General features: G+C 71.2%; 23 protein-coding genes. 16 read left to right on the top strand and 7 right to left on the bottom strand.

The annotated features are described in order from the left end of the window. Nucleotides 1–50: 50 nt before the first annotated feature. The 3 genes from ACFP2T_RS24715 (at nt 51) to ACFP2T_RS24705 (ending at nt 4,443) form a co-directional block, all read left to right on the top strand. On the top strand, nt 51–1,151 hold the full coding sequence (locus ACFP2T_RS24715) for a hypothetical protein (RefSeq protein WP_377425330.1): 1,101 nt from the start codon (nt 51–53) through the stop codon (nt 1,149–1,151). A gap of 125 nt (nt 1,152–1,276) precedes the next feature. Next, nucleotides 1,277–3,835: a bifunctional FO biosynthesis protein CofGH gene (locus tag ACFP2T_RS24710; protein ID WP_377425329.1), complete on the top strand. Its 2,559-nt coding sequence runs from the start codon at nt 1,277–1,279 to the stop codon at nt 3,833–3,835. 350 nt (nt 3,836–4,185) lie between these two features. After that, nucleotides 4,186–4,443, top strand: coding sequence for a WhiB family transcriptional regulator (locus tag ACFP2T_RS24705; RefSeq protein ID WP_192765159.1), 258 nt, complete (start codon nt 4,186–4,188; stop codon nt 4,441–4,443). Between the two features lie 33 nt (nt 4,444–4,476). Here ACFP2T_RS24705 and ACFP2T_RS24700 read toward each other — a convergent pair whose 3' ends face one another. Continuing rightward, nucleotides 4,477–4,926, bottom strand: a complete 450-nt coding sequence (locus tag ACFP2T_RS24700; RefSeq protein ID WP_192771793.1) for a metallopeptidase family protein — start codon at nt 4,924–4,926, stop codon at nt 4,477–4,479. A 184-nt stretch (nt 4,927–5,110) separates the two neighbouring features. On the opposite strand from ACFP2T_RS24700, the gene ACFP2T_RS24695 reads away from it, so the two are divergent. The 8 genes from ACFP2T_RS24695 (at nt 5,111) to ACFP2T_RS24660 (ending at nt 12,620) form a co-directional block, all read left to right on the top strand. Next, complete coding sequence (locus ACFP2T_RS24695) at nt 5,111–5,479, top strand: DUF3499 domain-containing protein (protein WP_192765158.1); 369 nt, start codon at nt 5,111–5,113, stop codon at nt 5,477–5,479. Between the two features lie 164 nt (nt 5,480–5,643). Further along, nucleotides 5,644–6,237 carry a histidine phosphatase family protein gene (locus ACFP2T_RS24690; protein WP_377425328.1) on the top strand — a complete coding sequence of 198 codons (594 nt, stop codon included), beginning with the start codon at nt 5,644–5,646 and terminating at the stop codon, nt 6,235–6,237. A 260-nt stretch (nt 6,238–6,497) separates the two neighbouring features. After that, entirely contained in the window at nt 6,498–7,691 is a 1,194-nt protein-coding gene (locus ACFP2T_RS24685) for a polyamine ABC transporter substrate-binding protein (RefSeq protein WP_377425327.1), read from the top strand. Nucleotides 7,692–7,694: 3 nt separating this feature from the next. Further along, nucleotides 7,695–8,987 carry an ABC transporter ATP-binding protein gene (locus ACFP2T_RS24680; RefSeq protein WP_377425325.1) on the top strand — a complete coding sequence of 431 codons (1,293 nt, stop codon included), beginning with the start codon at nt 7,695–7,697 and terminating at the stop codon, nt 8,985–8,987. A gap of 16 nt (nt 8,988–9,003) precedes the next feature. Next, a complete protein-coding gene (locus ACFP2T_RS24675) occupies nt 9,004–9,861 on the top strand; it encodes an ABC transporter permease (RefSeq protein ID WP_377425324.1) in 858 nt (285 codons plus the stop codon). A gap of 2 nt (nt 9,862–9,863) precedes the next feature. Further along, a complete protein-coding gene (locus ACFP2T_RS24670; RefSeq protein ID WP_377425323.1) occupies nt 9,864–10,667 on the top strand; it encodes an ABC transporter permease in 804 nt (267 codons plus the stop codon). Between the two features lie 61 nt (nt 10,668–10,728). Next, a complete protein-coding gene (locus ACFP2T_RS24665; RefSeq protein WP_377425321.1) occupies nt 10,729–11,766 on the top strand; it encodes an aldo/keto reductase family protein in 1,038 nt (345 codons plus the stop codon). Nucleotides 11,767–11,945: 179 nt separating this feature from the next. Continuing rightward, nucleotides 11,946–12,620, top strand: coding sequence for an NAD(P)H-binding protein (locus ACFP2T_RS24660; RefSeq protein ID WP_377425319.1), 675 nt, complete (start codon nt 11,946–11,948; stop codon nt 12,618–12,620). Between the two features lie 58 nt (nt 12,621–12,678). On the opposite strand, the gene ACFP2T_RS24655 is transcribed toward ACFP2T_RS24660, so the two are convergent. Together ACFP2T_RS24655 and ACFP2T_RS24650 are read right to left on the bottom strand one after the other, a co-directional pair. Beyond that, the gene (locus tag ACFP2T_RS24655; protein ID WP_377425318.1) at nt 12,679–13,038 is read right to left on the bottom strand and encodes an immunity 51 family protein; all 360 of its coding nucleotides are present in this window, start codon (nt 13,036–13,038) and stop codon (nt 12,679–12,681) included. Nucleotides 13,039–13,072: 34 nt separating this feature from the next. Then, nucleotides 13,073–13,870, bottom strand: coding sequence for a TIGR02452 family protein (locus ACFP2T_RS24650; RefSeq protein ID WP_377425317.1), 798 nt, complete (start codon nt 13,868–13,870; stop codon nt 13,073–13,075). Between the two features lie 53 nt (nt 13,871–13,923). Between ACFP2T_RS24650 and ACFP2T_RS24645 the strand changes: the two genes are divergently transcribed. Then, the gene (locus tag ACFP2T_RS24645) at nt 13,924–14,601 is read left to right on the top strand and encodes a phosphotransferase (protein ID WP_377425315.1); all 678 of its coding nucleotides are present in this window, start codon (nt 13,924–13,926) and stop codon (nt 14,599–14,601) included. A gap of 72 nt (nt 14,602–14,673) precedes the next feature. Here the strand turns inward: ACFP2T_RS24645 and ACFP2T_RS24640 are convergent, their stop codons facing one another. Next, nucleotides 14,674–16,599 carry a zinc metalloprotease gene (locus ACFP2T_RS24640; RefSeq protein ID WP_377425314.1) on the bottom strand — a complete coding sequence of 642 codons (1,926 nt, stop codon included), beginning with the start codon at nt 16,597–16,599 and terminating at the stop codon, nt 14,674–14,676. A 208-nt stretch (nt 16,600–16,807) separates the two neighbouring features. After that, complete coding sequence (locus ACFP2T_RS24635) at nt 16,808–17,683, bottom strand: oxidoreductase (protein WP_377425313.1); 876 nt, start codon at nt 17,681–17,683, stop codon at nt 16,808–16,810. A 167-nt stretch (nt 17,684–17,850) separates the two neighbouring features. Here ACFP2T_RS24635 and ACFP2T_RS24630 point away from each other — a divergent pair, with 167 nt between their 5' ends. Beyond that, on the top strand, nt 17,851–18,516 hold the full coding sequence (locus ACFP2T_RS24630; protein WP_377425312.1) for a hypothetical protein: 666 nt from the start codon (nt 17,851–17,853) through the stop codon (nt 18,514–18,516). A gap of 43 nt (nt 18,517–18,559) precedes the next feature. Here ACFP2T_RS24630 and ACFP2T_RS24625 read toward each other — a convergent pair whose 3' ends face one another. Both ACFP2T_RS24625 and ACFP2T_RS24620 read right to left on the bottom strand, forming a co-directional pair. Next, the gene (locus tag ACFP2T_RS24625) at nt 18,560–19,447 is read right to left on the bottom strand and encodes an oxidoreductase (protein WP_377425311.1); all 888 of its coding nucleotides are present in this window, start codon (nt 19,445–19,447) and stop codon (nt 18,560–18,562) included. A gap of 114 nt (nt 19,448–19,561) precedes the next feature. Continuing rightward, entirely contained in the window at nt 19,562–20,278 is a 717-nt protein-coding gene (locus ACFP2T_RS24620) for an SDR family oxidoreductase (RefSeq protein ID WP_377425310.1), read from the bottom strand. Nucleotides 20,279–20,382: 104 nt separating this feature from the next. Between ACFP2T_RS24620 and ACFP2T_RS24615 the strand changes: the two genes are divergently transcribed. The 3 genes from ACFP2T_RS24615 (at nt 20,383) to ACFP2T_RS24605 (ending at nt 23,800) form a co-directional block, all read left to right on the top strand. After that, nucleotides 20,383–21,213 carry a helix-turn-helix transcriptional regulator gene (locus ACFP2T_RS24615; RefSeq protein ID WP_377425309.1) on the top strand — a complete coding sequence of 277 codons (831 nt, stop codon included), beginning with the start codon at nt 20,383–20,385 and terminating at the stop codon, nt 21,211–21,213. A 168-nt stretch (nt 21,214–21,381) separates the two neighbouring features. Then, nucleotides 21,382–22,476, top strand: coding sequence for a winged helix DNA-binding domain-containing protein (locus ACFP2T_RS24610; RefSeq protein WP_377425308.1), 1,095 nt, complete (start codon nt 21,382–21,384; stop codon nt 22,474–22,476). Between the two features lie 88 nt (nt 22,477–22,564). Beyond that, nucleotides 22,565–23,800, top strand: coding sequence for a low temperature requirement protein A (locus ACFP2T_RS24605; protein WP_377425307.1), 1,236 nt, complete (start codon nt 22,565–22,567; stop codon nt 23,798–23,800). The last annotated feature ends 3 nt before the right edge of the window (nt 23,801–23,803 follow it).

The raw sequence follows: 23,803 nt of genomic DNA, 5'->3' as shown, positions 1-23,803 counted from the left end.
CGACTAGGCTCAGGCGTCGCCACCGTCCGTAAACTGCCTGAGGGGGAATTTTGACCAGCCAGCCCGGGCCCGCGCCGACCGACGCGCCGCAGGCCAGCCAGACAACCAAGCCGCTACGCGAGCTGATCGCGCTGGTGCTGCTCGGCGCCAACGCCCTGTTCCTGTTCAGCGGCATGATCGAGCTGTTCTTCGGTGGCTGGGAGGGTTCCGACTTCGGCGACCGCTCCCTGAGCGCCTACTACTCCTTCGTGGGCATCGAGCAGACCGTGCTTCCGGTGCTCGCCGTGCTGCTCGCGACGCACATCCAGCCGGTGGTCGGCCAGGCCCGCCTGATCACCCTCGTCGCGCTCGGCGAGTACGCCTTCTCCGCGCTGTTCGGCGTGATCACGCTGCTCGCCGGGCTCACCAGCCTGCTGGCCGATGCGGAGTTCCGACGGGCGTTCAGCGGAACCCTGCTGATGGTCGGCGCCTTCGCCCTGCTCGCCGTCGCGGCCTTCGTGGTCTTCCGGGTGTGGCGGGCGCTCTTCTACGTACCCAAGCCGAAGCCGCAGCCCGGTGTCTACGGCCAGCCCCAGCCGCACGGGCAGGCGCCGTACGGCCAGCAGCACCCCTACGGCCAGGCGCCGTACGGTCAGCAGCCGTACGGCCAGCCGGGCTACCCGCCGGCCGGCTACCCCCAGGGCCAGGGCGGCGACCCGAACGCCTACGGCCAGCCGACGGCCTACGGCCAGCCCACCGAGTACGGCCAGCCGGCCGGGTACCCGCAGCCCAGCGGCTACGGCCAGCCGACCGCGTACGGCCAGCCCGTCTCCGGCCAGCCAATCTCCGGTATCCCGGCCTCCACCCCGCCCGCGTCCGCACCGCCGGCCGCTCCGTTCGGGGCGCCGGGGTCCGGCACCACGCCCGCCGGCCCCGTCTCGGCACCGCCGTCCCCCGCCCCGTCGGCCGGTCCCGCCCCGTCGGCCAGTCCCGCCCCGTCGGCCGTACCCGAGCCGGACGAGGACGAGGAGGCCGGGCGGACCCAGGTGATCCCGCAGCGCACCGCCGACCGCACGCAGCGGATCAATCCGGCCAGCCAGCAGCCGTCGGCGGGTACCCAGCCGCCACCGGCCGACCGGGACGACGACCCGACCCAGCCACACCAGCCGTGAGCCGATCGGGAGGGTGGGCGCCAGGGCCATCCTCCCGACGGCTGTGACCGTTGCCACCCGAGTTCGGCCCCCTGCGGGGGCTCGCCGACCACCGTCCCGTCGGTTCCACGGCCTAGGCTGCACGAGTGGCTGATGGGACTGACGGGGCACCGACCACCGCGAGCCTGCGCCGGGCGTTACGTCGGGCGGCGGACGGCCGGGCCCTCGACCCGGACGAGGCGACGGCGCTGCTCGCCGCGCGCGGCGAGTTTCTCGACGACCTGCTGGCGATCGCCGGCCGGGTGCGCGACGCCGGGCTGGTCGATGCCGGCCGCCCCGGGGTGGTCACCTTCTCCAAGAAGGTCTTCATCCCGCTGACCCGGCTCTGTCAGGACCGCTGCCACTACTGCACCTTCGCCACGGTGCCGCACCGGCTGCCCGCCGCCTACCTGGAGCGGGACGAGGTGCTGGCGATCGCGGCGGCGGGTGCGGCGCAGGGCTGCAAGGAGGCGCTGTTCACCCTCGGCGACCGGCCGGAGGAGCGCTGGCCGCAGGCCCGGGAGTGGCTGACCGAGCGGGGCTTCGACTCGACCCTGGACTACCTGCGGGCGTGCGCGATAGCGGTGCTCGAGGAGACCGGCCTGCTGCCGCACCTCAACCCCGGCGTGCTCTCCTGGGCGGAGCTGCAACGGCTCAAGCCGGTGGCGCCGAGCATGGGCATGATGCTGGAGACCACCGCGACCCGGCTCTGGTCCGAGCCGGGCGGCCCGCACTACGGCTCGCCGGACAAGGAACCCGCGGTGCGGCTGCGGGTGCTCGCCGACGCCGGGCGGGTCTCCGTGCCCTTCACCACCGGCATCCTGATCGGCATCGGTGAGACGCCCGCCGAGCGGGTCGACTCGATCTTCGCGATCCGGCGCAGTGCCCGGGAGTACGGCCACATCCAGGAAGTCATCGTGCAGAACTTCCGGGCCAAGCCGGACACCGCGATGCGGGGGATGCCCGACGCGGAGCTGCACGACCTGGCGGCCACGGTGGCGGTGTCCCGGATCCTGCTGGGCCCGGGAGCCCGGATCCAGGCGCCGCCGAACCTGATCGAGGGGGAGTTCGACCTCCTGCTGCGGGCCGGCATCGACGACTGGGGTGGCGTGTCGCCGGTGACCCCGGACCACGTCAATCCGGAGCGCCCCTGGCCGCACCTGGACGAGTTGGCGGCCCGGTCCAGGGCCGCCGGGTTCACCCTCCAGGAGCGGTTGACGATCTACCCCGAGTACGTCCGGCGCGGCGACCCGTGGCTGGACCCCCGGCTCGCCGCCCACGTGGCCGCGCTCGCCGACCCGGTCACCGGGCTGGGCGTCGCGCAGGCGCGTCCCACCGGTCGTCCCTGGCAGGAGCCGGACGACGCCTTCGTGCCGGGTGGTCGGGTCGACCTGCACGCCACGATCGACACCACCGGGCGGACCGGTGACCGACGCGGCGACTTCGACCAGGTCTACGGCGACTGGGCCGAGGTCGGCGCCCGGATTCCCGGAGCGGTTCCCGTACCGGCGTCCGGGGGGCAGCCCCCAGTGCTGCGTGGCGGGGTCCCGGCCGACGGTGACCGCGACCTGCGCGCCGGACTGCGGCTGGCCGCCGACGATCCGGCCGCGCTGCTGGAGCCCCGGCACGAGGCGGCGGCGCTGGCGCTGTTCGCCGCCGAGGGGGCGGCCCTGGACGAGGTGTGCCGGATCGCCGACGACGTCCGCCGGGCGACGGTCGGCGATGACGTGACGTACGTGGTGAACCGCAACATCAACTTCTCCAACGTCTGCTACGTGGGCTGCCGGTTCTGCGCGTTCGCGCAGCGGGAGCGGGACGCCGACGCGTACCGGCTCTCGGCCGGGCAGGTCGCCGACCGGGCGGAGGAGGCCTGGGCGGCCGGTGCCACCGAGGTCTGCATGCAGGGCGGGATCGACCCCAAGCTGCCGGTCTCGGCGTACGCGGAGCTGGTCCGGGCGATCAAGACCCGGGTGCCGGGCATGCACGTGCACGCCTTCTCACCGATGGAGATCGTCACCGGTGCCGCCAAGGCGGGCGTGCCGGTCCGGGACTGGCTCACCGAGCTGCGCGACGCTGGCCTGGACACCATCCCGGGAACGGCGGCGGAGATCCTCGACGACGAGGTGCGCTGGGTGCTCACCAAGGGCAAACTGCCGGCCGCCACCTGGGTCGAGGTGGTCAGCACCGCGCACGAGCTGGGCATCCGGTCCAGCTCGACGATGATGTACGGCCACGTCGACCACCCCCGGCAGTGGCTGGGACACTTCCGGGTGCTGGCCGGGGTGCAGGACCGTACCGGCGGGTTCACCGAGTTCGTCGGCCTGCCGTTCGTACACACGAACGCCCCGATCTACCTCGCCGGGATCGCCCGGCCCGGTCCCACCTGGCGGGAGAACCGGATCGTGCACGCCATGGCCCGGCTGCTGTTGCACGGGCGGATCGCCAACATCCAGTGCTCCTGGGTCAAGCTCGGCGACTCCGGGACGGCGGAACTGCTCCGGGGCGGCTGCAACGACTTGGGCGGCACGCTGATGGAGGAGACGATCTCCCGGATGGCGGGATCGGATCATGGTTCGGCCCGTACCGTCGCCCAGCTCGAGCGGATCGCGGCGGCGGCCGGGCGGCAGGCCCGACGCCGGACCACGGTCTACGGGCACGCCGGTTGACCGTTCCGGCCAGCGGCCCACGGATACCACTCGTAAGCGGGACGCCACAGGGCGCGCCGGGCGCGAAACGCCGATATCTGACGCAACTCGCCGAGCGGGGCGTTACCCCTGCCGGGTCTGAATCGATAGGGCAGGTTGCGAGACCGCGATGACTCCACAGTCGTCCGGGCACGCGGTAAGGGTGACTCCACTTAGCAGGTTCGGCTTGACGACGCACGTATAACACACGTGTAATTTCAGTGGGGTCGTTCGTACGGAGCGCATCAAATCGCTACCGGGCGGACAAACACGCCTTCCGCGTGGGGGGTTGCGCCGGCTGCCACGCCGGTGCGCGATAAGGAGGCAACTGGATGGACGGCCGACTCGAGGTGGCCGACCTGCTCGGAAATGCTCCGGAGTGGCAAGAGCGCGCGCTGTGCTCGCAGACCGATCCGGAGGCGTTTTTTCCCGAGAAGGGCGGTTCGACCCGCGAGGCGAAGCGGATCTGCTCCCGGTGTGAGGTCAAGACCGAGTGTCTGGAATACGCGCTCGGGCATGACGAACGGTTCGGGATCTGGGGCGGGTTGTCCGAACGCGAACGGCGCAAGTTGAAGCGTCGCGTCGCCTGACCGGCCGCGCCCGGGTGGTGGGGGCCGCCCGGGTCAGGCCAGTTCGTCGGGATCGACGCCGAGCAGGTTCGCGACCTGCTCGATGATCACGTCGTGCACCAGGTCGGCGAGGTCCTCGCGGTCTATCGCCCGGAACTCCAGGGGGCGGCGGTAGAGCACGATCCTCGGCGGCACCTCCTGCCGGCCGGGCCTACCGGGCAGCAGGCGGGCGAGGGGTACCTCGCCGTCCTCCAGGACGTCCGAGTCGTAGACGTTGAGGTCCGGCGGCACGTCCTCGACCGCGAACTCGACCCCGGCCAGTTCCTTGGCGAACCGCCGTTCCAGGGTCTCCACGGTGTCCAGCACCAGATCGTCGAAGATCTCCGACTTCGTCCGGGCCAGCGGAACCGTGGCCGGGACCAGCCGGCCGCGCAGCCCGCGCCCGTGCCGATCCCGGCGGGACCGGCGCCCGGGGTCGGGCCGGCGATTCTCCGGACTGGTCATCTCGAACCCCGCTCCACTCGTCGTGAACGTCCCGCCACGTCGACAGGGTAGACCCGGGGCGATCAAGATCGGCTCGTGGATTCGGCCGTGTCTCCAGGCGGAAGCCCGAATTGTGATCACCACTACCGGCGTGTCGGAAGCCCAAGCGGAGCGGCGGAGCCGGTAATGGAGATACCGTGCCGCCGTGAGGTCACCACGGCGTTGCTCCCGCAACGGCTGCCCCCGACAGGCCGTAGCCACGCTGACCTATGTCTACACCGAGTCGACCGCGGTGGTGGGTCCGCTCGCGGCCTTCGCCGAGCCGCACACGTACGACCTCTGCGAGCCGCACGCCCGGAGCCTGACCGCGCCGCGTGGCTGGGACGTGGTCCGGCACGAGGGGGAGTTCGAGCCCCCGCCCCCGACCACCGACGACCTGGTGGCGCTGGCCGAGGCGGTCCGGGAGGCGGCCCGCCCGGCCCCGCCGCGCCCCGACGAGGCCGGGGTCGACCCCAACACCGGCCAGCAGACCGGCCGCCGTGGCCACCTCCGGGTCATCCCACCCAGCCACTGAGGGTGTAAGGAAGGGCCCCTTCTTATCGCTTTTTGCATAGGAAGGGCCCCCTCTTAACACCTCTCGGCACCTCTGCGCCCACCCACGTCCGCTCTGCCGCGCTGTGGGATCGTTACCGACACGGATGACGATCATGAGAGCGTCGCGGCGGAACGGAGGGGTGCGTGACCAACCGGTTCCTGTACCTGGCCCGGCACGGGGAGGCCGTCGGCGACGGTGAACTCAGCCCCGCCGGACAGCAGCAGGCTCGTCTGCTGGGGCAACGCCTCGCTACCGCGCCCCTGACGGCCATCCACCACGGCCCGCTGCCCCGCGCCGCGCAGACCGCCCATCTGATCAGCCAGTTCCTTCCGCACGTCCCCCTGCACTGCTCCGAGGTCGTCGGCGACTACATCCCGCCGGTTCCGGATCCGTCGGCCCTGCCCGAGATCCACGCGCGGTTCCTCGACGGCGTGTCCGCCGACGAGTACGCCGAAGGAGCCAGGCTGGCCACCGCCGCCCTCGAGCGGTACGCGGTGCCCGGCGCAACGGACACCCATGAACTCGTCGTCACCCACAGTTTCCTGATCGCCTGGTTCGTCCGCCACGCCCTCGACGCTCCCGACGAACGCTGGCTCGGCCTCAACGCCGCGAACTGCGCCCTCACCGTCATCCTCTACCGGCCGCACCGCCCACCGGCGCTGGTCAGCTTCAACGACACCAGCCACCTCCCTCGGCACCTGCGCTGGACCGGGTTCCCGCCCGAGATGAACGTCTGACGGATACGGATAGCGCGTCCGACACACACTTCGGACAGTCAGGGACGTCCTGGGGACCTCTGGCACGCCCGCTGGTCCCGTCGACCCCGAGCACACCCGCTGACTCTGCGTACACCTCTCGGAAACTGGTAGACCCTCTCGGGTGGCCGCGCGGCAGCATGCCAGGATCGGCATCTGATCGGATCTCCCGCGACGCCTCCGGCCAGCGGGCCGACCCCGCCTGCCCTGCCCGTCGGCACGACCCCCGGAGGAGCCGTCTCATGCGCGACCGCCCGCATCCCCTGCCGAGGCTGCCCCGGCGTGCCCTGCTGCGTGGCGCGGCCGGCTCGGCGGCCCTGTTCGCGATGACGGCCGCCCTGGGCGGCTGCGGGACGAAGGGCGCCCGGCAGACCGAGGCGAGCTGCGTCAGCGAGGATCTCTCCGGAGCCGAGAAGAAGCTGATCTTCTCCAACTGGCCGCAGTACCTGGACGTGGACGAGGAGGACGGCTCGAAGCGGCCCAGCCTCGACGCGTTCCAGGCGCGGACCGGCATCCAGGTGACGTACACCGAGGACATCAACGACAACAACGAGTTCTTCGGCAAGGTACGGCCGCAGCTCAGCTCCTGCCAGCCCATCGGTCGGGACATCATCGTGCTCAGCGACTGGATGGCGGCCCGGGTGATCGGGCTCGGCTGGGTGCAGCGACTGGACGGGGCGAGGCTGCCGAACGTCGGACGGAACCTGCTGCCCTCGCTGCGCGACCGCCCGTACGACCGGGAGAACGTGCTCGCCATCCCGTGGCAGTCGGGTCTGGCCGGACTGGCCTACAACGGCAACGTGACCAAGCCGGTCCAGACCGTCGACGAACTGCTCACCCGGCCCGACCTGAAGGGCAGGGTCACCGCGTTGAGCGAGATGCGGGACACCATGGGGCTGCTGCTCCAGGCGGACGGGCACGATCCGGCGAACTTCACCGCCGATCAGTTCGACGAGGCGCTGGGCAAGCTCAAGAAGGCCGTCGACGGCGGACAGATCCGCCGGTTCACCGGCAACGACTACGCCCCGGAACTCGCCAAGGGGGACATCGCCGCCTGCGTCGCCTGGTCGGGCGACGTCATCCAGCTCGCCGCCGAGGACGAGCGGATCCGTTTCGTGGCCCCGGATTCCGGCGCGATGCTCTACTCCGACAACATGTTGGTGCCGAACCGGGCGACCCACCGGGCGAACGCCGAGGCGCTGATGGACTACTACTATGAGCCGGCGGTAGCGGCCCGACTCGCGGCGTACGTCAACTACATCTGTCCGGTGCAGGGCGCGCAGGCCGAGATGGAGAAGATCGACCCGGAGTTGGCGGCCAATCCGCTGATCTTTCCCGACCAGGCGCTGCTGGCCAGGTCGACGGTGTTCATGCCCCTCGACGAGGCCCGAGAGCGGGAGTACGAGTCGAAGTTCCAGCAGGTGATCGGGGGGTAGGGGGTGGCGAGCGAGGAGGCGGCCGGGCAACTGCGGCTGGCCGACCTGACCAAGCGGTTCGGCCCGACCGGCCGACGCTTCGGCCCGACGGGCCGACGGTCCGCGCCGTCGGGCAGTGCCGTCACCGCGGTGGACCGCCTCGACCTGAGCGTGCCGGCGGGATCGTTCTTCGCCCTGCTGGGCCCCTCGGGCTGCGGCAAGACCACGACCCTGCGGATGGTGGCCGGGCTGGAGGAGCCGACGAGCGGGCGGATACTGCTCGGCGGGGAGGACATCACCCGGCTGCGACCGTACCGGCGGCCGGTGAACACCGTGTTCCAGAGCTACGCGCTCTTTCCGCACCTGGACGTCTTCGAGAACGTCGCGTTCGGGCTGCGTCGGCGGGGCGTACCGGACGTGGTCGGGCAGGTGCGGCGGATGCTGTCACTGGTGCAGCTCGACGGGTACGACCGGCAGCGGCCGACCCGGCTCTCCGGCGGCCAGCAGCAGCGGGTGGCCCTGGCCCGTGCGCTGGTCAACCGGCCCCGGGTGCTGCTGCTGGACGAGCCGCTCGGTGCACTCGACCTCGCGCTGCGCCGCCGGATGCAGCTCGAACTCAAGCGGATCCAGACCGAGGTGGGCATCACCTTCGTACACGTCACCCACGACCAGGAGGAGGCCATGACGCTGGCCGACACCGTCGCGGTGATGAACGCCGGCCGGATCGAACAGCTCGGCCCTCCGGCGGAACTGTACGAGTTCCCGGCCACCGCCTTCGTGGCCAACTTTCTGGGCCGGTCCAATCTGCTCGCCGGCACGGTGCGCGGACGCGGCGGCGACGATGTCCTGGTCGAGGCGTACGGCCGGCGCTTCTCGGTGCCGACGGTCCGGGCCCGGGCCGACGCCGGCGCGGTGCTGCTGGGGGTACGGCCGGAGAAGCTGCGGCTGGTCGGAACGGTGGAACAGGTGCCGGACGGCCACCAGTGGATCGACGGCACGGTCGCCGATGCCGCCTATCTCGGGGTGAGTACGCAGTACCTGGTCCGTGCCGGTCACGGTGTCGAGTTGTCGGTCTTCGCCGCCGCCGACGGGGAGGCGCCACGGATTCCGGTGGGCAGCGCCGTGGTCGCGTACTGGCACCCGAGGCACGCCTTCCTCCTCGCCGACGCCGACGCCGACGCCGACGCCGACGCCGACACGGACGCGGACGCCGACACAGACGCCGACGCCGACACGGACGCCGATGCGGAGACAGACGTCGACGCCGACACCGGCCCGGCGGCGGACGCCGGTCCGGTGGAAGCGACCCGGTCGTGACCCGGGCGGGGCGGCGGTGACCAGGGTACGGCGGGGCCGGTTACTGCCGTACCTCCTGCTTGCGCCCGGCGGGCTCTGGCTGGTGGTTTTCTTCCTGGTCCCGGCGGTCCAACTCGGCGCCACCAGCCTCTACGACCCGGCCGGCTCGCTGACCGACGGCTACGCGATGACCTGGTCGTTCGGCAACTATCCGGACGCGCTGGCCGGGTACTGGCCGCATCTGGGCCGGTCCTTCGGCTACGCCGCGCTCGCCACCGCGCTGGCGTTGCTGCTCGGCTATCCGCTGGCGTACGTCCTCGCGCTGCGCGCCGGGCGTTGGCAGAACCTGCTGCTGGTCTGCGTGGTCGCACCGATGTTCACGAGTTTCCTGGTCCGGACCCTGGCCTGGAAGACCATCCTGTCCGACGGCGGTGCCCTGGTCGGGCTGCTCCGTGACCTGCACGTGCTCGGCCCGGACGGCCGGCTGCTCGCCTCACCGGTCGCGGTGGTGACCAGCCTGACCTACTGCTACCTGCCGTTCATGGTGCTGCCGATCTACGCCAGCCTGCAACGGCTGGACCGCCGGCTGCTGGAGGCCGCGCAGGACCTGTACGCGGGCCCGAGCCAGGTTCTCCGGCGGGTCATGCTCCCGCTGTCGATGCCGGGGGTGGTGGCCGGGACCCTGCTGACGTTCATCCCGGCGAGCGGTGACTACATCAGCGCGGAACTGCTCGGCACCCCGAACGAGTACATGATCGGTAACGTCATCGACTCCGCGTTCCTGGTCCGGCTGGACTATCCCCAGGGGGCGGCGCTCTCCGTGCTGCTGCTGGGCGCGATCCTCGCGATGGTCGTCGGGTATGTCCGGCGGGCCGGCGCCGCGGAGGTGGGATAGCCGTGGGTGGGCGGTTCGGGCGCTGGGTGGCCGATCACTGGCCGGTCGCCGTCGCCGCCTGCGTACTCGGTTACCTGCTGCTGCCGGTCGTGGTGGTGGCCGGGCTGTCGTTCAACCGGCCGTCGAGCCGGTTGTCGTACGACTTCCACGAGTTCACCCTCGACAACTGGCGGGATCCGTGCGGCAGCGCCGGCATGTGCGAGGCGGTGGTGCGGAGCGTACAGATCGGGTTCGTCGCCACGACGGTGTCCACAGTGCTCGGTACGCTGATGGCGTTCGCCCTGGTCCGGCATCGGTTCCGGGGCCGACCCGCCGTCAATTTGCTGGTCCTGGCGCCGATGGCCACCCCGGAGGTGGTGCTGGGCACCTCGTTGCTCGCCCTGCTGGTGGCCGCAGGGGTGCCGCAGGGCTTCTGGACCGTGGTCATCGCGCACGTGATGTTCTGCGTCTCGTTCGTGGTCGTGACCGTCCGGGCCCGGCTGTCCGGAATGGACCGTCGGTTGGAGGAGGCGGCGCTGGACCTCTACGCCAGCGAGTGGCAGGCGTTCCGTCGGGTCACCCTGCCGCTGGTGCTGCCCGGCATCGTGGCCGCCGCGCTGCTCGCCTTCTCGCTCTCCTTCGACGACTTCGTCATCACGAACTTCAACTCCGGCACCACCGTCACGTTCCCGATGTACGTCTGGGGAGCCAACCAGCGGGGCATCCCGCCCCAGGTGAACGTGGTCGGCACCGCGATGTTCGCGATCGCGCTGCTGATGTTGCTCGTGGTACAGGTGCGGGGACGAAGGCCAGCGGCGTCCGAGTAAGGCCCGGCGCTCAGCCACACCAGGTACGTCGAGTGATGTTCGAGGATTAGGCTGGGCCGCCATGGAGCATCGTCATCTCGGTCGCAGCGGCCTGCTCGTCAGCGAGATCACCTACGGGAACTGGCTCACCCACGGCGAACTGGTGGCCAGGGCGGCGGCACTGAGCTGCGTACGGGCCGCACTGGACGCGGGTGTCACCACCTTCGACACCGCCGACGTCTATGCCCGGGGTGCCGCCGAGGAACTGCTCGGCGAGGCGCTGCGTGGCGTACGTCGCGAGTCGGTGGAGATCGCCACGAAGGTGTGCCTGCGGACCGGCGACGGACCCAATGACCAGGGTCTGTCCCGCAAGCACATCCTGGAGTCCTGCAACGCCTCGCTGCGCCGGCTCGGTACGGACTACGTCGACCTCTACCAGGCGCACCGGTTCGACGACGAGACACCGCTGGACGAGACGCTGATCGCCTTCGACGACCTGGTACGTCAGGGCAAGGTGCTCTACCTCGGCGTCTCGGAGTGGACGGCGGCACAGATCCGGGCGGCCCTCGACCTCGCCGACCAGCTCGGGCTGCGCAACCGGATCGTGTCCAACCAGCCGCAGTACAACATGCTCTGGCGGGTCGTCGAACCCGAGATCCTGCCGTTGTCCGTGCAGGAGGGGATCGGCCAGATCGCCTTCCAGCCACTCGCCCAGGGCGTGCTGACCGGCAAGTACCGGCCGGGTCAGCCCCCGCCGGTCGGCTCCCGGGCGGCCAGCGGCGGTCGCGCGCCGATGTTCATCCGGCGGGTGCTCGGTGACGAACTGCTCCGCCGGGTCCAGGAGCTCCGTCCCATCGCCGACGAGGCCGGCCTGTCGATGGCCCAGCTCGCGGTCGCCTGGACGTTGCGCCGCCCCGGGGTCAGCACGGCGCTGATCGGCGCGTCCCGGCCCGAACAGGTCACCGAGAACGCGGCGGCGGCCGGCGTCCGGCTGGACGACGAGGCGATGCGCCGGATCGACGAGACGCTCGGCGACCTGGTCGAGACGGACGCCACGAAGACCGCCCGGATGATGGCCGTCAAGCCCGACTGGGCCCGCTCGGAATCGGCGTCGGGGTAGCCCGGAGAGAGTAGCGGAGACTCCTGCGGTAAGCCGCGGCCGGATATCGGCCGTCGGAGTCTCACCTCGTCAACGGGGCCGGATACCGCCGTTGGAGCCGGATACCGCCGTCGGAGTCGTACCCTCGACACCGACGGTCGGCGGACCGGCGCGGACCCTACCTCCGGGGAAGGCACGGCATGAAGGTCATCCTGTTCGGCGCGACCGGCATGGTGGGGCAGGGCGTGCTCCGGGAGTGCCTGCGGGACCCGAAGGTCGAGGCCGTCCTCTCGGTTTTGCGTACCCCGAGCGGGCAGCGGGATCCGAAGCTGCGGGAGCTGGTCCGGAAGGACTTCCTCGACTTCACCGACGTGGCGGGCGAGTTCGCCGGCTACGACGCCTGCTTCTTCTGTCTGGGCGTCTCCTCGTTCGGGATGAGCGAGGAGGACTACACCCGGGTCACCTACGACTTCACCATGGCCGCGGCCCGGACCCTCGCGGAGGTCAATCCCGACCTGACCTTCGTGTACGTCTCGGGGCAGGGCACCGACGGCACGGAGCGGGGGCGCAGCATGTGGGCCCGGGTCAAGGGCCGTACCGAGAACGCGCTGATCGCGCTGCTGCCCAACGCGTACGCATTCCGGCCGGGCTTCATCCAGCCACTGCACGGCGTCCGGTCCAGGACCCGGTGGTACCGGCTCCTCTACGTGCTGATATCGCCGTTCGGCACGCTGCTCCGGCGGCTCTTTCCGCGCGCCGTCACCACCACCGAGCAGTTGGGGATCGCCATGCTGGCGGTCGCCGAGGGCGGCTTTCCCCGGCGGGTACTGGAGAACCGGGACCTGACCGGGTTCGGCCCGGAAGCTCGCCGCTGAGCGGAGAACGGACAACCCCCGGGCCTGCGCCGGGCTGGTGCTGGCGGTCGCCGAACGCTCAGTCGAACCAGTCGCGGTCGCCGGTCCGGATCAGGGTGGCGAGGGTGGGCCCGTCCTGGAAGGCCCTCTGGAGCAGTCCGCCGAGTCGGCGTAGGGCCGCCGGGTCCGTCCCGTGGGCGACGAACGTTCCGGCCTCCGGGTCGTACTCCAGCCGGTCGGCGATTTCCGGGGCGTGCGTCCGTACCGCCGAGCGCGCGACGCCGGACCAGTCGTAGCCGTTGCCGACGTATCCGCACTCCTCGAAGACGTCCGACACCTTGACCATGTCCAGGTCACTGAGCATGAGGCAGTAGTTGCCGGGATCGTGGTCGTACTCGAAGAGCTTGAGCGGGTTCAGGGAGTCGCCTGCTTCGATCACGCCAGGATCTTAGGCCGGGCCGCCGACAGGGCGGTCAACCGAAGCTCTTCCGGAACGCGGCGTAGGTCGGGGTACCGGACTGCCGGTCGAACACGGCGAACACCACGTGCGCGAACCACGGGCTCTGCCGCAGGGCGTCGGCGAACGCGTCCGCAACGGTCGCCGGCTCGTTGCCGAAGACGCCGCATCCCCACGCGCCGAGGACGAGGGTCCGGTGTCCGTGCGCCGCGGCCACCGCGAGCACCCGGGCGGCCCGGCGGCGCAGGATGGCCGGTAGCTCGGCGAGGTGTTCGGGCTGGTTGCGCAGCATCGCCGACCGGTTCGGCGCCGCCGAGGTCAGGAACGAGGTCGGGTACGGCGCCGCCAGCGCAGCACCACCGTCGTCCCGGAACACCGGTACGGCCGGGGAGTAGATGACCCGGTCGCTGTAGCCGAGGTACGGATCGGCGCGGTGCCGGGCGTAGAAGTCCCCGGCGGCGCGGAGGCAGGGGTACAGCGCCGAGCCACGGGCGACGCTCTCCTCCTGGGCCTGCGCTCCGTTGAGGAAGCCGCCGCCCGGGTTCCGCGCCGAGGCGAAGACCAGACAGGCCGGGTCACCGCCGAGCCGGCGGGTCGCCGCCAGGGTCGTTTCGTTGGTCACCTCCACCACGGGCGGGCCTTCGGTCGGCGAGGGCGCCGGCAGCACCTCGTCCGGCAGGTACAGCCGGGTGCCGGCCACCGCCGCGGTCACCTGGTCGGCGATGACCACTTCCGCGCCCCGTTCCGTACGGTAGGAACCGCGTTCCACGGCCGCGACCGTCTCCTGGGCGATCGCCCTCAGCCGTCTGCTCACGCAGCCATCATGCGCGATCGGCCCGGCGGTCCTCGACCGGTTATCGTTCCGCCATGGATGACCAGGTGCTGCTCGGCTCCGGCCGGGACGCGGACGTCTTCGCCCTCGACGAGGGGCGGGTACTGCGCCGGTACCGTGCCGGTGGTGACGTGGCGGCCGAGGCGGCGATCATGGCGTACGTGGGGAGCCTGGGGTACCCGGTACCCCGGGTCGACCGGGCCGAGGGCCCCGACCTGGTGATGGAGCGGATCGACGGCCCGACCATGCTGCGCGCGATGGTCGAGGGCGAGCTGGCCATCACCGACGGCGCCGAGATCCTGGCCGACCTGCACCGCCGGCTGCACGAGTTGCCGCCCCGGCCGAACAGTGCGCCCGGCACCCGCGTCCTACATCTCGACCTGCACCCCGACAACGTCCTGCTCGGTCCACGCGGACCCGTCGTGATCGACTGGCTCAACGGCACCGACGGTGAACCCGAGCTGGATCTCGCGCTCTCGGCGCTGATCGCCGCCGAGGTGGCGGTCAACGACATGTTCGGATCGGGCGCCCTCGCCGAGTCGTTCCTGAGGGTCTTTCTCGGCGCGGTGTCGGGGGACCCGCTGCGGCTGCTGGACTCCGCCGTGGCGAGGCGCCGGGGCAATCCCACGCTCAGCGCCGAGGAGGTCAGCCGGCTCGATTCGGCGGCCACGCTGGTCCGGGCGCTGTCCACCGATGTGCGCCAGGCCGGCTGATCGAGAGGCCGCCGAGGACGACCGTCGGGTGGGGACGCGAGATCTGGCGTCCCCACCCGACGGTGCCTACGGTCAGGACTGGGCGCGCGGCCCGTCCGGGTCGAGAGTGTCGATGAACTCGTGCGGCTGGTTCGCCTCCGCGCTGGTCCGGGCGGCCTTCGCCTCCTCGGCCATCTGCTTGGCGACCTTGTCGGTCGGTACGCCCGCCTCCCGGGCGCCGTCGACCACCGCCGCGTACGCCTGGTCGGCGTACGCGTACGCCGACCGGTACTGGTGGTCGGCCAGGGCCGCCTTGGCCCGACCGAGCAGCCGGTCCGCCGCCTGCAACTCGTCGTACGCCCGGTGCGCCCGGGGCGCGTCGAGGACGTCGGCGGCGAGCCGGTTGGCGGCCTCGTTGTAGGCGGCGGTCAGGAACCGGTCGCTGTTGTCGTGGTCGAACTGGCTGAAGTCCCAGTTCAGGTCGATGTAGCTCATCATCGAGTTGGTCTCGTCACCGGCGTTGACGAAGAAGAACTCGTCGGCCGGTACGTAGTCCACGCCGGACGCGCTGTCGTAGCCGTCGTGCGGGTGGCTCATCCCGACGTGGTGGCCCACCTCGTGGATGAGGGTCGTGGTCAGCCCGTACCCGGCTTCGACGATCTCCGGCGAGACGAACGCGAAGACGTACGACTGGGTGCCGTCGACCCAGTTGTCGTCGGCGAAGCCGAGGGCCGGGGTGGGAGTTCCCTCCGGTACGGCGTAGCTGAAGATCGGCAGCTCGTAGTCGACCTTGCCCTGGTCGTCCTGGGTACGCGCCAGCTCACGCTGGTTCTGTAGGTAGAAGTTGGCGAACCCGCCGTAGCCCAGTTCCGGGTAGCAGGACTCGTCCGCCACCGCCAGCCGGTAGCAGCGTTCGGCGTCACCGGTGAACGGCAGGTCCTGGCTGTCGTAGTCGAGCCGGTTGCGCCAGCGCAGTTCCCGCAGTTCGTCGAGGAGCAGGTCCTGGTCGATGTACCGGCTGGAGGCGTTCACGCCCGGCCAGCCCTCGTAGACGTTGCTGTCGAGGTTGATCGAGCGCGGCGGTTCCGCCGTCGGCAGTTCCGTGGGGTAGAGCGGCGAGGTGGTGAAGAGGAGGTTCAGCGCGACGTATCGGGTGATCTTGCTCAGGTCTCCGGCTAGCGCGCCCGGCGCCCGGTAGCCGCCGGGGGTGTATTCCCAGGTCGCTGGCATTCGGTAGTCCTCGACGCCGTTGCCGTCGAGGTCCGGGTCGTCCACGTTCCAGTTGTAGGTCCAGGACTCCGGCCCGGCCGAGAGGTCGTGGAACCAGATCCGGTGGGTGGAGCCGAGCCCGTTCTCCTCGTCGTTGGCGGTGGTGCCGCCCCACGCGATGATCTTGCGGCTCTCCCGCTCGGTCCCGAAGTTGTATCCGGTGTCCGGGTCGGGCTCGTTGGTCTTCGTGTAGACGTGGAACCGGAAGTCCGGCCGGCCGTACCAGTTGATCAGGAAGACCGTGTTCCGCCGGGTGTCGACCCCGGCGGGCGGGTTCTTCGCCAGCCACCGCTCCACACTGGGCGCGTCGATGTTGTGGTTCTTGGTGATGTCGAGAACGTTGCCCTGCTGCTCGTTGTAGAGCGTCTGGTACTCGCTCAGTGGCGCCGGCCGGGCCAACCGCTTCAGTTCGCCGAAGAACCTGTCCTCGTAGCGCTCGTCGGTGTAGCTGATCCGGTAGTCGTAGCTGTAGTGCAGGCCCAGTTTCTCCTGCGTCATGTACATCAGCCGGGACCGGACCACCGGGTCGTACCCGGCGGGCAGGCCGGCCTGGAACGTCGACCGGGGCACCTGGGCCGGCGAGTAGCCGAGGAAGACCACGTTGACCGGGACCCGTTCGGTCAGCCGTGGCTGCCCGCCGGGATTCAGGTGCGGGTAACGGGGTGCCGCGGCCTGGCTCGCCGGTGCCAGCGCCAGCACGGTGAGCACCGCTGTGGCGGCAGCCACCAGGATGGTGCGTCTCGTTCTCATTCCGACCCTTCCGCCGTCCGGGGAGATCCGTCTGTCCGTGTCGGGCCGGACGACCCACCCGGGCGGGGAGCGGCGACCCGACCCCCGACCGGGCGTGCCCGTCATGGGGCCCGCGTCCGCCGAGCGTACGTCCCAGGTAGAACGTGGGCTATCCGTGAACGTCAGTTTCTTCGATCGACCGCGGTCCTTCGCCGGGGCTTCCCGAGGGTCAGCCGCCGAGCTCGGCGAGATCCTCTTCGGACAGGCGCAGGTCGGCCGCTGCCATGTTCTCCTCGAGGTGCTCCGGTGAACCGGTGCCGGGGATGGCGAGCATGACCGGAGAGAGGGCGAGCAGCCAGGCCAGGGCCACCTGGGCGACGGTCGCGTCGTGGCGTGCCGCGATCCGCTCGTACCGGCTCGGGTCGAGCGGCCGGTTGCCGCCGCCGAGCGGGAAGAAGGGCGCGTAGGCACTGCCCAGGGCCGCACACCGGGCGAGCAGTTCGGCGTCGTCCCGGTGCTGGAGGTGGAAGTGGTTCTGCACCGCCGCCACCGGGGCGATGGCCTCGGCCTCGGCGTACTGGGCCGCGTCGACGTTGCTGACCCCGAGATGCCGGATCAGCCCCTCCTCGCGGAGCGCCGCGAGCACGCCGTACCGCTGCGCGATCGACTCGCCGCCGATCGGGCCCAGGCCGCCGACCCGGAGGTAGACCAGGTCGAGCCGCTCCAGGCCGAGCCGGCGCAGGTCCTCCTCGACCAGGCCCCGGAGCTCGTCGGCGGTGGCCTCCCGGGAGGGGATCCCGGTCGCCTCGTCCCGAAGCGGGCCGACCTTGGTGGCGATCACCAGATCCTCCGGGTACGGGGAGAGCGCCTCCCGGATCAACTCGTGGGCGTGCACCTCGCCGCTGCCGTAGAAGCCGGCCGTGTCGATGTGGTTGACCCCGAGTTCGACGGCTCGGCGGAGCACGGCGATACCGGTCCGGGGATCCCGGGACGGTCCGTGCAGGGAGTTCGCGGCGAGCCGCATCGCCCCGAAGCCGAGCCGGTTGATCCGCAGGTCGCCGCCGAGCAGGAAGGTCCCGGCGCTGGTCGGTGTGTTCGTCGTCATGACACCGAGCCTGGCGCCGCCGAGTGACCGGCGCGGAGATTGGCAACAAGTGGCCAGTCCGCCGCCGGTCCCACCACGGGTCCGCCGCCGGTCCACGACGGGTTCGCCGCCGGTCCGGCGCCGGGGCGGAGTTGCCGCTGGTCGGATGCCGGAGCCAGACTGGGTGGATGGCGGAGGAGCAGGTGATCACCGTACGCGGCGAGGAGGAACTCGTCCGGCGTGCCGGTCATCTCTTCGTCGGCGCGCGAACCGAGTTCGTGTGCGCCGCGACCGACCTGGAAACCTGGTCCCGGACGAGCGCGCGGATGGCGGTCGCGACCGGAGTGCGCCGCCACGTGGGGGACGGCCTCGTCGTGCGGAAGCTCTACACCTCCGCCGCGCTCGACACGGACGAGCACCGCGCCCATCTGCGCGACGCCACGGCGGCGGGTATCCGGGTACGCATCTCGTCGGCTCGGTTGCCGCAGGAGACGATCATCATCGACCGGCGGATCATGATCCTGGCCGGTCCGCCGGACGGTGCGGACCGGACATTCACCGTGACCACCGCGGCCGGCCTGATCGACGGGGTGCGAGCGCTGTTCCGGGCCGCCTGGGACGCGGCCGAGCCGCTGGACGCCTGGCTGCGCAGGCGCGGGCCGCAGCTCGACCCGGCGGATCGGGTGATCCTGCGTTCGCTCGCCTCCGGCCTCACCGACGAGGCTGCGGCGCGGCGGCTCGGCATCCCGCTCCGGACCTACCGGCGGCGGGTGGCCGAACTGATGCGGCAACTGGGTTCGGATTCCCGGTTCCAGGCCGGTGTGGAGGTCGGGAAGCTCGGCCTGAACCGCTGATCCGTCGTACCCGTCGTCGGCCCGTCAGTTCGTTCTCGGCCCGTCAGTTCGTTCTCGGCGCGAGCATGGCCGCGACCGGTGTCCGGGCGAAGTCGGGGCTCCCGTCGTAGTCGGTACTCCGGCTCACGTCGGCCCAGGCGGTGGTCTCCTGCGCCCGCGACTGCGCGGCCTGCTCGGTGAGGCGGAGGGCGTCGGTGCCGAGGAGCAGCCGGAGCGGTGGCGCCGCCAGGCCGACGATGTCGGCGATGACCTTCGCCGCGCGTACCGGATCGCCGGCCTGCTGGCCGTCCATCTCCTGCCGGAGGCCGTGCAGGCGGCCGACGGTCTGCTGGTAGTCCTCGCCCACCTTGCCCAGCCGCATGGACGAGCCACCCCAGTCGGTACGGAAGGCGCCGGGCTCGATGATCGTGACCTTGACCCCGAACGGCTTGACCTCGTTGTAGAGCACCTCGGAGAACCCTTCGACGGCGAACTTGGCGGTCTGGTAGGCGCCCAGCCCGGGTGTCCCGCCGACGCGCCCGCCCACCGAGGAGAACTGGAGGAAGTGCCCGGACCGCTGGGTACGGAGGATCGGCAGCGCCGCCTTGGTGACGTTGACGACGCCGAAGAGATTGGTCTCGACCTGTGCCCGGAAGTCGTCGTCCGGGGTCTCCTCGATCGCGGAGCTGTTGGCGTAGCCGGCGTTGTTGGCGACGACGTCCAGCTTGCCGAACGCCTGCACGGCCGACACGACCGCCGCCCGCGCGGCGGCCGGGTCGGTGACGTCGAGGGCGAACGGCCGGATCTGGTCGCCGTACCGGTTGACCAGCTCGTCGAGCTGTTCGGGTCGCCGGGCGGTGGCGAGGAGGTTGTCACCCCGGGCCAGGATCTCCTGACTCAGCGCCCACCCCAGCCCTCGGGAACTTCCGGTGACGAGCCATGTCCTGGCCATGATTCTCCATCCCCCTCGTACCTCTTCCTCCAGTGCTCGACTCTGCTATGTCCGCCCCCGTGGGCTGGGGAAAACGCGATGTCTACGCTCGTAGAAATACCCTGGGTCGCTGGTCTACCAGGGCACCGGGCCGGTGTCGGACTGGAACTCTCCGCTGGGGCCGTCCTCGCCGAGCAGGGCGAGCCGGACCACGACGGCCGCTCCCTCGGCGGGGTCGCGTGGCCCGGTGTGGTGGTTCAGGTCGGTGGCGCAGTATCCGGGGTCCGCCGAGTTGACCTTGATGTCCGCCGCCCGCAGTTCGGCGGCGTACGCCACGGTCAGGCCGTTCAGGGCCGACTTCGAGGAGCTGTACGACATCATCGGAATCCCGCTGTCGGGAGCGGCGATCCGGGTCAGCGAGCCCATCGAACTCGACACGTTCACGATCCGGGCGGCGGAACTGCGCCGCAGCAGCGGCAGCATCGCGTTGGTCACCGACACCACGGCGAAGACGTTCGTCTCGTACGCCTGCCGGAGATCGTCGGCGGAGAGCTCGCTCGGTGGGCCCCAGCCCGTCATGATGCCGGCGTTGTTGACCAGGATGTCCAGCCGGCCGTGCTCGTCCTCGATCCGTTTCGCCGTCTCCGTCACCGACGCCGGATCGGTCACGTCGAGGCGTACCGGTGTGGCCGGTACACCGTCGGCGCGGAGCCGTTCGGCGGCTTCGGCGCCCCGACCGGAGTCCCTGGCGCCGAGCAGTACGGTGGCGCCGGCCCGACCCAGCAGCCGGGCGACTTCGAGCCCGATACCCTTGTTCGCTCCCGTCACGAGAGCGATCTTCGTGTCTTCCATGGCCGCCAGCGTCCGGCAGTTCCCGGAGCGTCATAAGGGGTCGGTGCCAGCCACGGACTGGCGAGTCCCTGGTTCGGCCGGCGGAGTCGAGGCACCATGTGCGGATGAACCGCCGACACCTCGCCGACTTCCTCCGGGCCCGGCGCGCCCGGGTGCAGCCGGCCGACGTCGGCGTCACCGCCGGCCGACGCCGACGTACGCCGGGACTGCGTCGCGAGGAGGTCGCCCAACTCGCCTGCATCTCGGTCGACTACTACGCCCGGCTCGAACAGGCCCGGGGACCGCGGCCGTCCCGGCAGGTGCTGGTGGCCCTGGCCCGGGCACTGCGGCTGACCGACAGCGAACGCGAACACCTCTACCAGCTCACGGGCCTGCGCGTGGACATCCCGCCGGGGCCGCCCCGCGACGTGCCGGCCGGGATCCTGCACCTCATCGACCGGCTGGACGACACGCCCGCCTTCGTGATCGACGCTGTCTACAACCTGCTGGCCTGGAACTCCATGGCGACCGCACTGTTGATCGACCCGACCGTGTGGCCGGTCGAGGACCGCAACCTCATCTGGCAGCTCTTCGGCGGCCCACACGCCGACTTCGACGATCCGCAGGTCGACGAGTTCGCCCGGCAGTGCCTCGCCGACCTGCGTACGGCGGCGGCCCGCTATCCCGACGACCCGGGGATCAACAGGCTGATCAGCCGGCTGCGCGGCGCCAGCCCCACCTTCGTCCGCCGCTGGAACGAGTACCCGGTCGACCCGCCCCGGCCCAGTTCGACCAAGCGGATCCCGCATCCGGTGGTGGGCGACCTGGAACTCGACTGCCAGACACTGGAGATCAGCGACCGTGACCAGCGTCTGATTCTCTACACCGCCGCCCCCGGCACCCCCTCGCACGACGCGCTCCGGCTGCTCTCGGTGGTCGGACTCCAGAAACTCTGACCGCGCCTTCGGCCCGGCACGCTCCGGGCCGGCGGTATTCAGGACGGAAACTGACCTGAGAGCGGCATAGCGTCGGCCTCATGTCGCAACGGCATCGGGGCATCCGCCACATGTTCACGGTCGGCTGAGATGGCCGCCCGCAGGCCCGTACCGCGCCCGGGTGTGCGGGTGCTGAGTTCGCGGTCGCTGGGCCGGGCGGTCCTCGACCGGCAACTGCTGCTCCGCCGCGTGGACCTGCCGGTGGTCGGCGCCGTCGAGCGGTTGTTCGGGCTGAACGCGCAGAGTCCGAACCCGCCGTACGTCGCGCTGTGGAGCAGGCTGGACCGCTTCGCGATCGGGGACCTCACGCGGGCGATCGAGGACCGTTCGCTGGTCCGGTCGACGCTGATGCGAGCCACCCAACACCTGCTGTCGGTGCCGGACTTCCGGCTGGTCAGACCCGTACTGGCGGCACTGCTGCGCCGGGCCCAGCGCAATGCGTTCGGTAGCCGTACGGTCGGGATCGACCTCGACGAGCTGGCGGCCGAGGCGCGGCACCTGCTCGCCGACGGGCGGGTGCTGACCCGGCCCGAGCTGGGCCGCCGACTCGCCGCGCGGCGGCCGGGTGCGGACGCGACCGCGCTGGGCTGGAGCGTGCAGTACCTGGAGCCGGTGGTGCATCCGGCGCCGAGCGGCACCTGGAACACCTACGGTGCGACGCCCTTCGCCCACGCCGACTGGACCGGGGTACGGCCGGAGCCGACCGTCGAGGACGTCCGCCAGATGGTCCGGCGCTACCTCGCGGCGTTCGGGCCGGCGACCGTGGCCGACGCCCGAGCCTGGTCCGGCGTGGCCGGACTGCGCGAGGTCTTCGCCGAGCTCCGGACGGAACTGCGGGTCTACGCCGACGAGTCCGGCCGGGAGCTGTTCGACGTGCCGGCGGGGGTGCTGCCGCCGGCCGACCTGCCGGCGCCGGTGCGCTTCCTGCCGGAGTTCGACGCGCCGTTGCTCGCGTACGCCGACCGGACCCGGATGATGACCGACGAGGTACGCCGACAGGTCTGTGTCGGTGACGCCGTCGAACCCACCGTCCTCGTCGACGGAACGGTCGCCGCGACGTGGTCGGTGTCCCGGACCGACCCGGCCGCCACGCTGACCGTACGGCCGTTCCGGGCGCTCTCCGTGGTCGAGCGCTCGGACGTCGAGGCCGAGGCCCAACGGCTGCTCGCCTTCACCGATCCGGACGCCGCCGGGCACCAGGTACGGCTGCTGGAGCCCCGCTGACCACGCCGACCTCCATCGCCCACGCAACCCGGTCGGCGGCCGACTCGTTGGTGCCACAGGTGCGGACCGGGGTGGACAGGGGCGGACGATGGTGGCGGGACGCGGTGCCGGACTGCTGCGCTCTGCGACGAGTTCGGGGCGCGCCACGTTCCTGGAGCTCTTCTTCGACCTGGCCTTCGTTGTCGCCCTCACCCGGGTCTCGCAACGGTTCGCCGACCTCGGCAGCGACACCGGCTGGGCGCTCGTCGCCGGGCTCGGTCGTACCCTGCTGCTGTTCCTGGCGCTCTGGTTGATCTGGTCGCACACCGTCTGGATCACCAGTCGCTACGAGCCGGAGCGGTCGGTCATTCAGGCGGTCGTGGTCGGCACCATGTTCGCTGCCCTGGTGATGGCGGTGACGCTGCCGCGCGCGATGGAGGAGCGAGCGTTGCCGTTCACGGTCGCGTACCTGATGGTGATGGTGGTGCGGCCGCTGGTGGTCGCCGCCGCGCTGCGTGGCCATCCACGACGGCTGGTGCCGTTCCGGCTCGCCATATGGGCGGCGGTGGCCGCGCCGCTCTGGCTGGTCGGCGCGTTGGGCCCGGACGGGCTTCGCCTGCCGCTGTGGGCTGCCGCACTCGCCGTGGACTACCTCGCCTGGACTCTGGGCTGGCCGCTGCCGTGGCTCGGGGCTGCGGCGGTGGGTCGCTGGCGGATCGCCGGGGAGCATCTGGCCGAACGTCATCAGCAGATGTTTCTCGTCGCGCTCGGTGAGTCGATTATGATCATCGCCCTCGCCTTCAGCGGCGTGGACTACGCCGCGGGGCGCGCCGCCGCCTTCGGGGTCGCGTTCACCACCAGCGCGCTGCTGTGGCGGATCTACTTCTACCGCGCCGGCCTGTTGCTGACCGAGGCGTTGGATCGGGCGCGTATGCCCGGCCAGTTGGGTGCGGCCTCGGGACGGACGCATGCGTTGCTCGTGCTCAGCGTGCTCGTCACCGCGGTCGGCTACGAGCTGGTGATCGCCCAGCCGTACGGGCCGCCGCGGCCGACGTGGCTTCTGTTCGTGGTGGGCGGTCCGGTGCTCTTCCTCGTCGCTCGGTTGCGGCTGGAGTACGAGATCTTCGGCCGGGTCTCCCGATCGGGGATGATCGGCTTGGTGGTCCTGCTGCTGGTCCCGGCGGCGTTGGTCCGCTGGTCGCCGATGGTCGGACTGAGCGTGGTGGCCGGGGTGCTGGCCCTTGTCGCGCTGCTCGACGCGTTGCGCAGTCGGCAGCAACCGCCGGAGGACATCGCCTCGCCGATCGGGCGGGAGACGCCCGGCAATCGCGGGTCCGAGGCGTGATCG

The organism is Plantactinospora solaniradicis, assembly GCF_042658085.1.
GTDB lineage: Bacteria > Actinomycetota > Actinomycetes > Mycobacteriales > Micromonosporaceae > Plantactinospora > Plantactinospora solaniradicis.
Note: the sequence above shows the minus strand (reverse complement) of the source record. Positions and strands in the feature narration are given on the sequence as shown.

Excerpts from the sequence above, each read along its gene's own strand:
- ACFP2T_RS24705 (WP_192765159.1), top strand. The coding sequence starts at position 4,186 with ATGGACGGCCGACTCGAGGTGGCCGACCTGCTCGGAAATGCTCCGGAG.
- ACFP2T_RS24700 (WP_192771793.1), bottom strand. The coding sequence starts at position 4,926 with ATGACCAGTCCGGAGAATCGCCGGCCCGACCCCGGGCGCCGGTCCCGC.
- ACFP2T_RS24685 (WP_377425327.1), top strand. The coding sequence starts at position 6,498 with ATGCGCGACCGCCCGCATCCCCTGCCGAGGCTGCCCCGGCGTGCCCTG.
- ACFP2T_RS24665 (WP_377425321.1), top strand. The coding sequence starts at position 10,729 with ATGGAGCATCGTCATCTCGGTCGCAGCGGCCTGCTCGTCAGCGAGATC.
- ACFP2T_RS24660 (WP_377425319.1), top strand. The coding sequence starts at position 11,946 with ATGAAGGTCATCCTGTTCGGCGCGACCGGCATGGTGGGGCAGGGCGTG.
- ACFP2T_RS24645 (WP_377425315.1), top strand. The coding sequence starts at position 13,924 with ATGGATGACCAGGTGCTGCTCGGCTCCGGCCGGGACGCGGACGTCTTC.
- ACFP2T_RS24640 (WP_377425314.1), bottom strand. The coding sequence starts at position 16,599 with ATGAGAACGAGACGCACCATCCTGGTGGCTGCCGCCACAGCGGTGCTC.
- ACFP2T_RS24635 (WP_377425313.1), bottom strand. The coding sequence starts at position 17,683 with ATGACGACGAACACACCGACCAGCGCCGGGACCTTCCTGCTCGGCGGC.
- ACFP2T_RS24630 (WP_377425312.1), top strand. The coding sequence starts at position 17,851 with ATGGCGGAGGAGCAGGTGATCACCGTACGCGGCGAGGAGGAACTCGTC.
- ACFP2T_RS24625 (WP_377425311.1), bottom strand. The coding sequence starts at position 19,447 with ATGGCCAGGACATGGCTCGTCACCGGAAGTTCCCGAGGGCTGGGGTGG.
- ACFP2T_RS24620 (WP_377425310.1), bottom strand. The coding sequence starts at position 20,278 with ATGGAAGACACGAAGATCGCTCTCGTGACGGGAGCGAACAAGGGTATC.
- ACFP2T_RS24615 (WP_377425309.1), top strand. The coding sequence starts at position 20,383 with ATGAACCGCCGACACCTCGCCGACTTCCTCCGGGCCCGGCGCGCCCGG.
- ACFP2T_RS24605 (WP_377425307.1), top strand. The coding sequence starts at position 22,565 with ATGGTGGCGGGACGCGGTGCCGGACTGCTGCGCTCTGCGACGAGTTCG.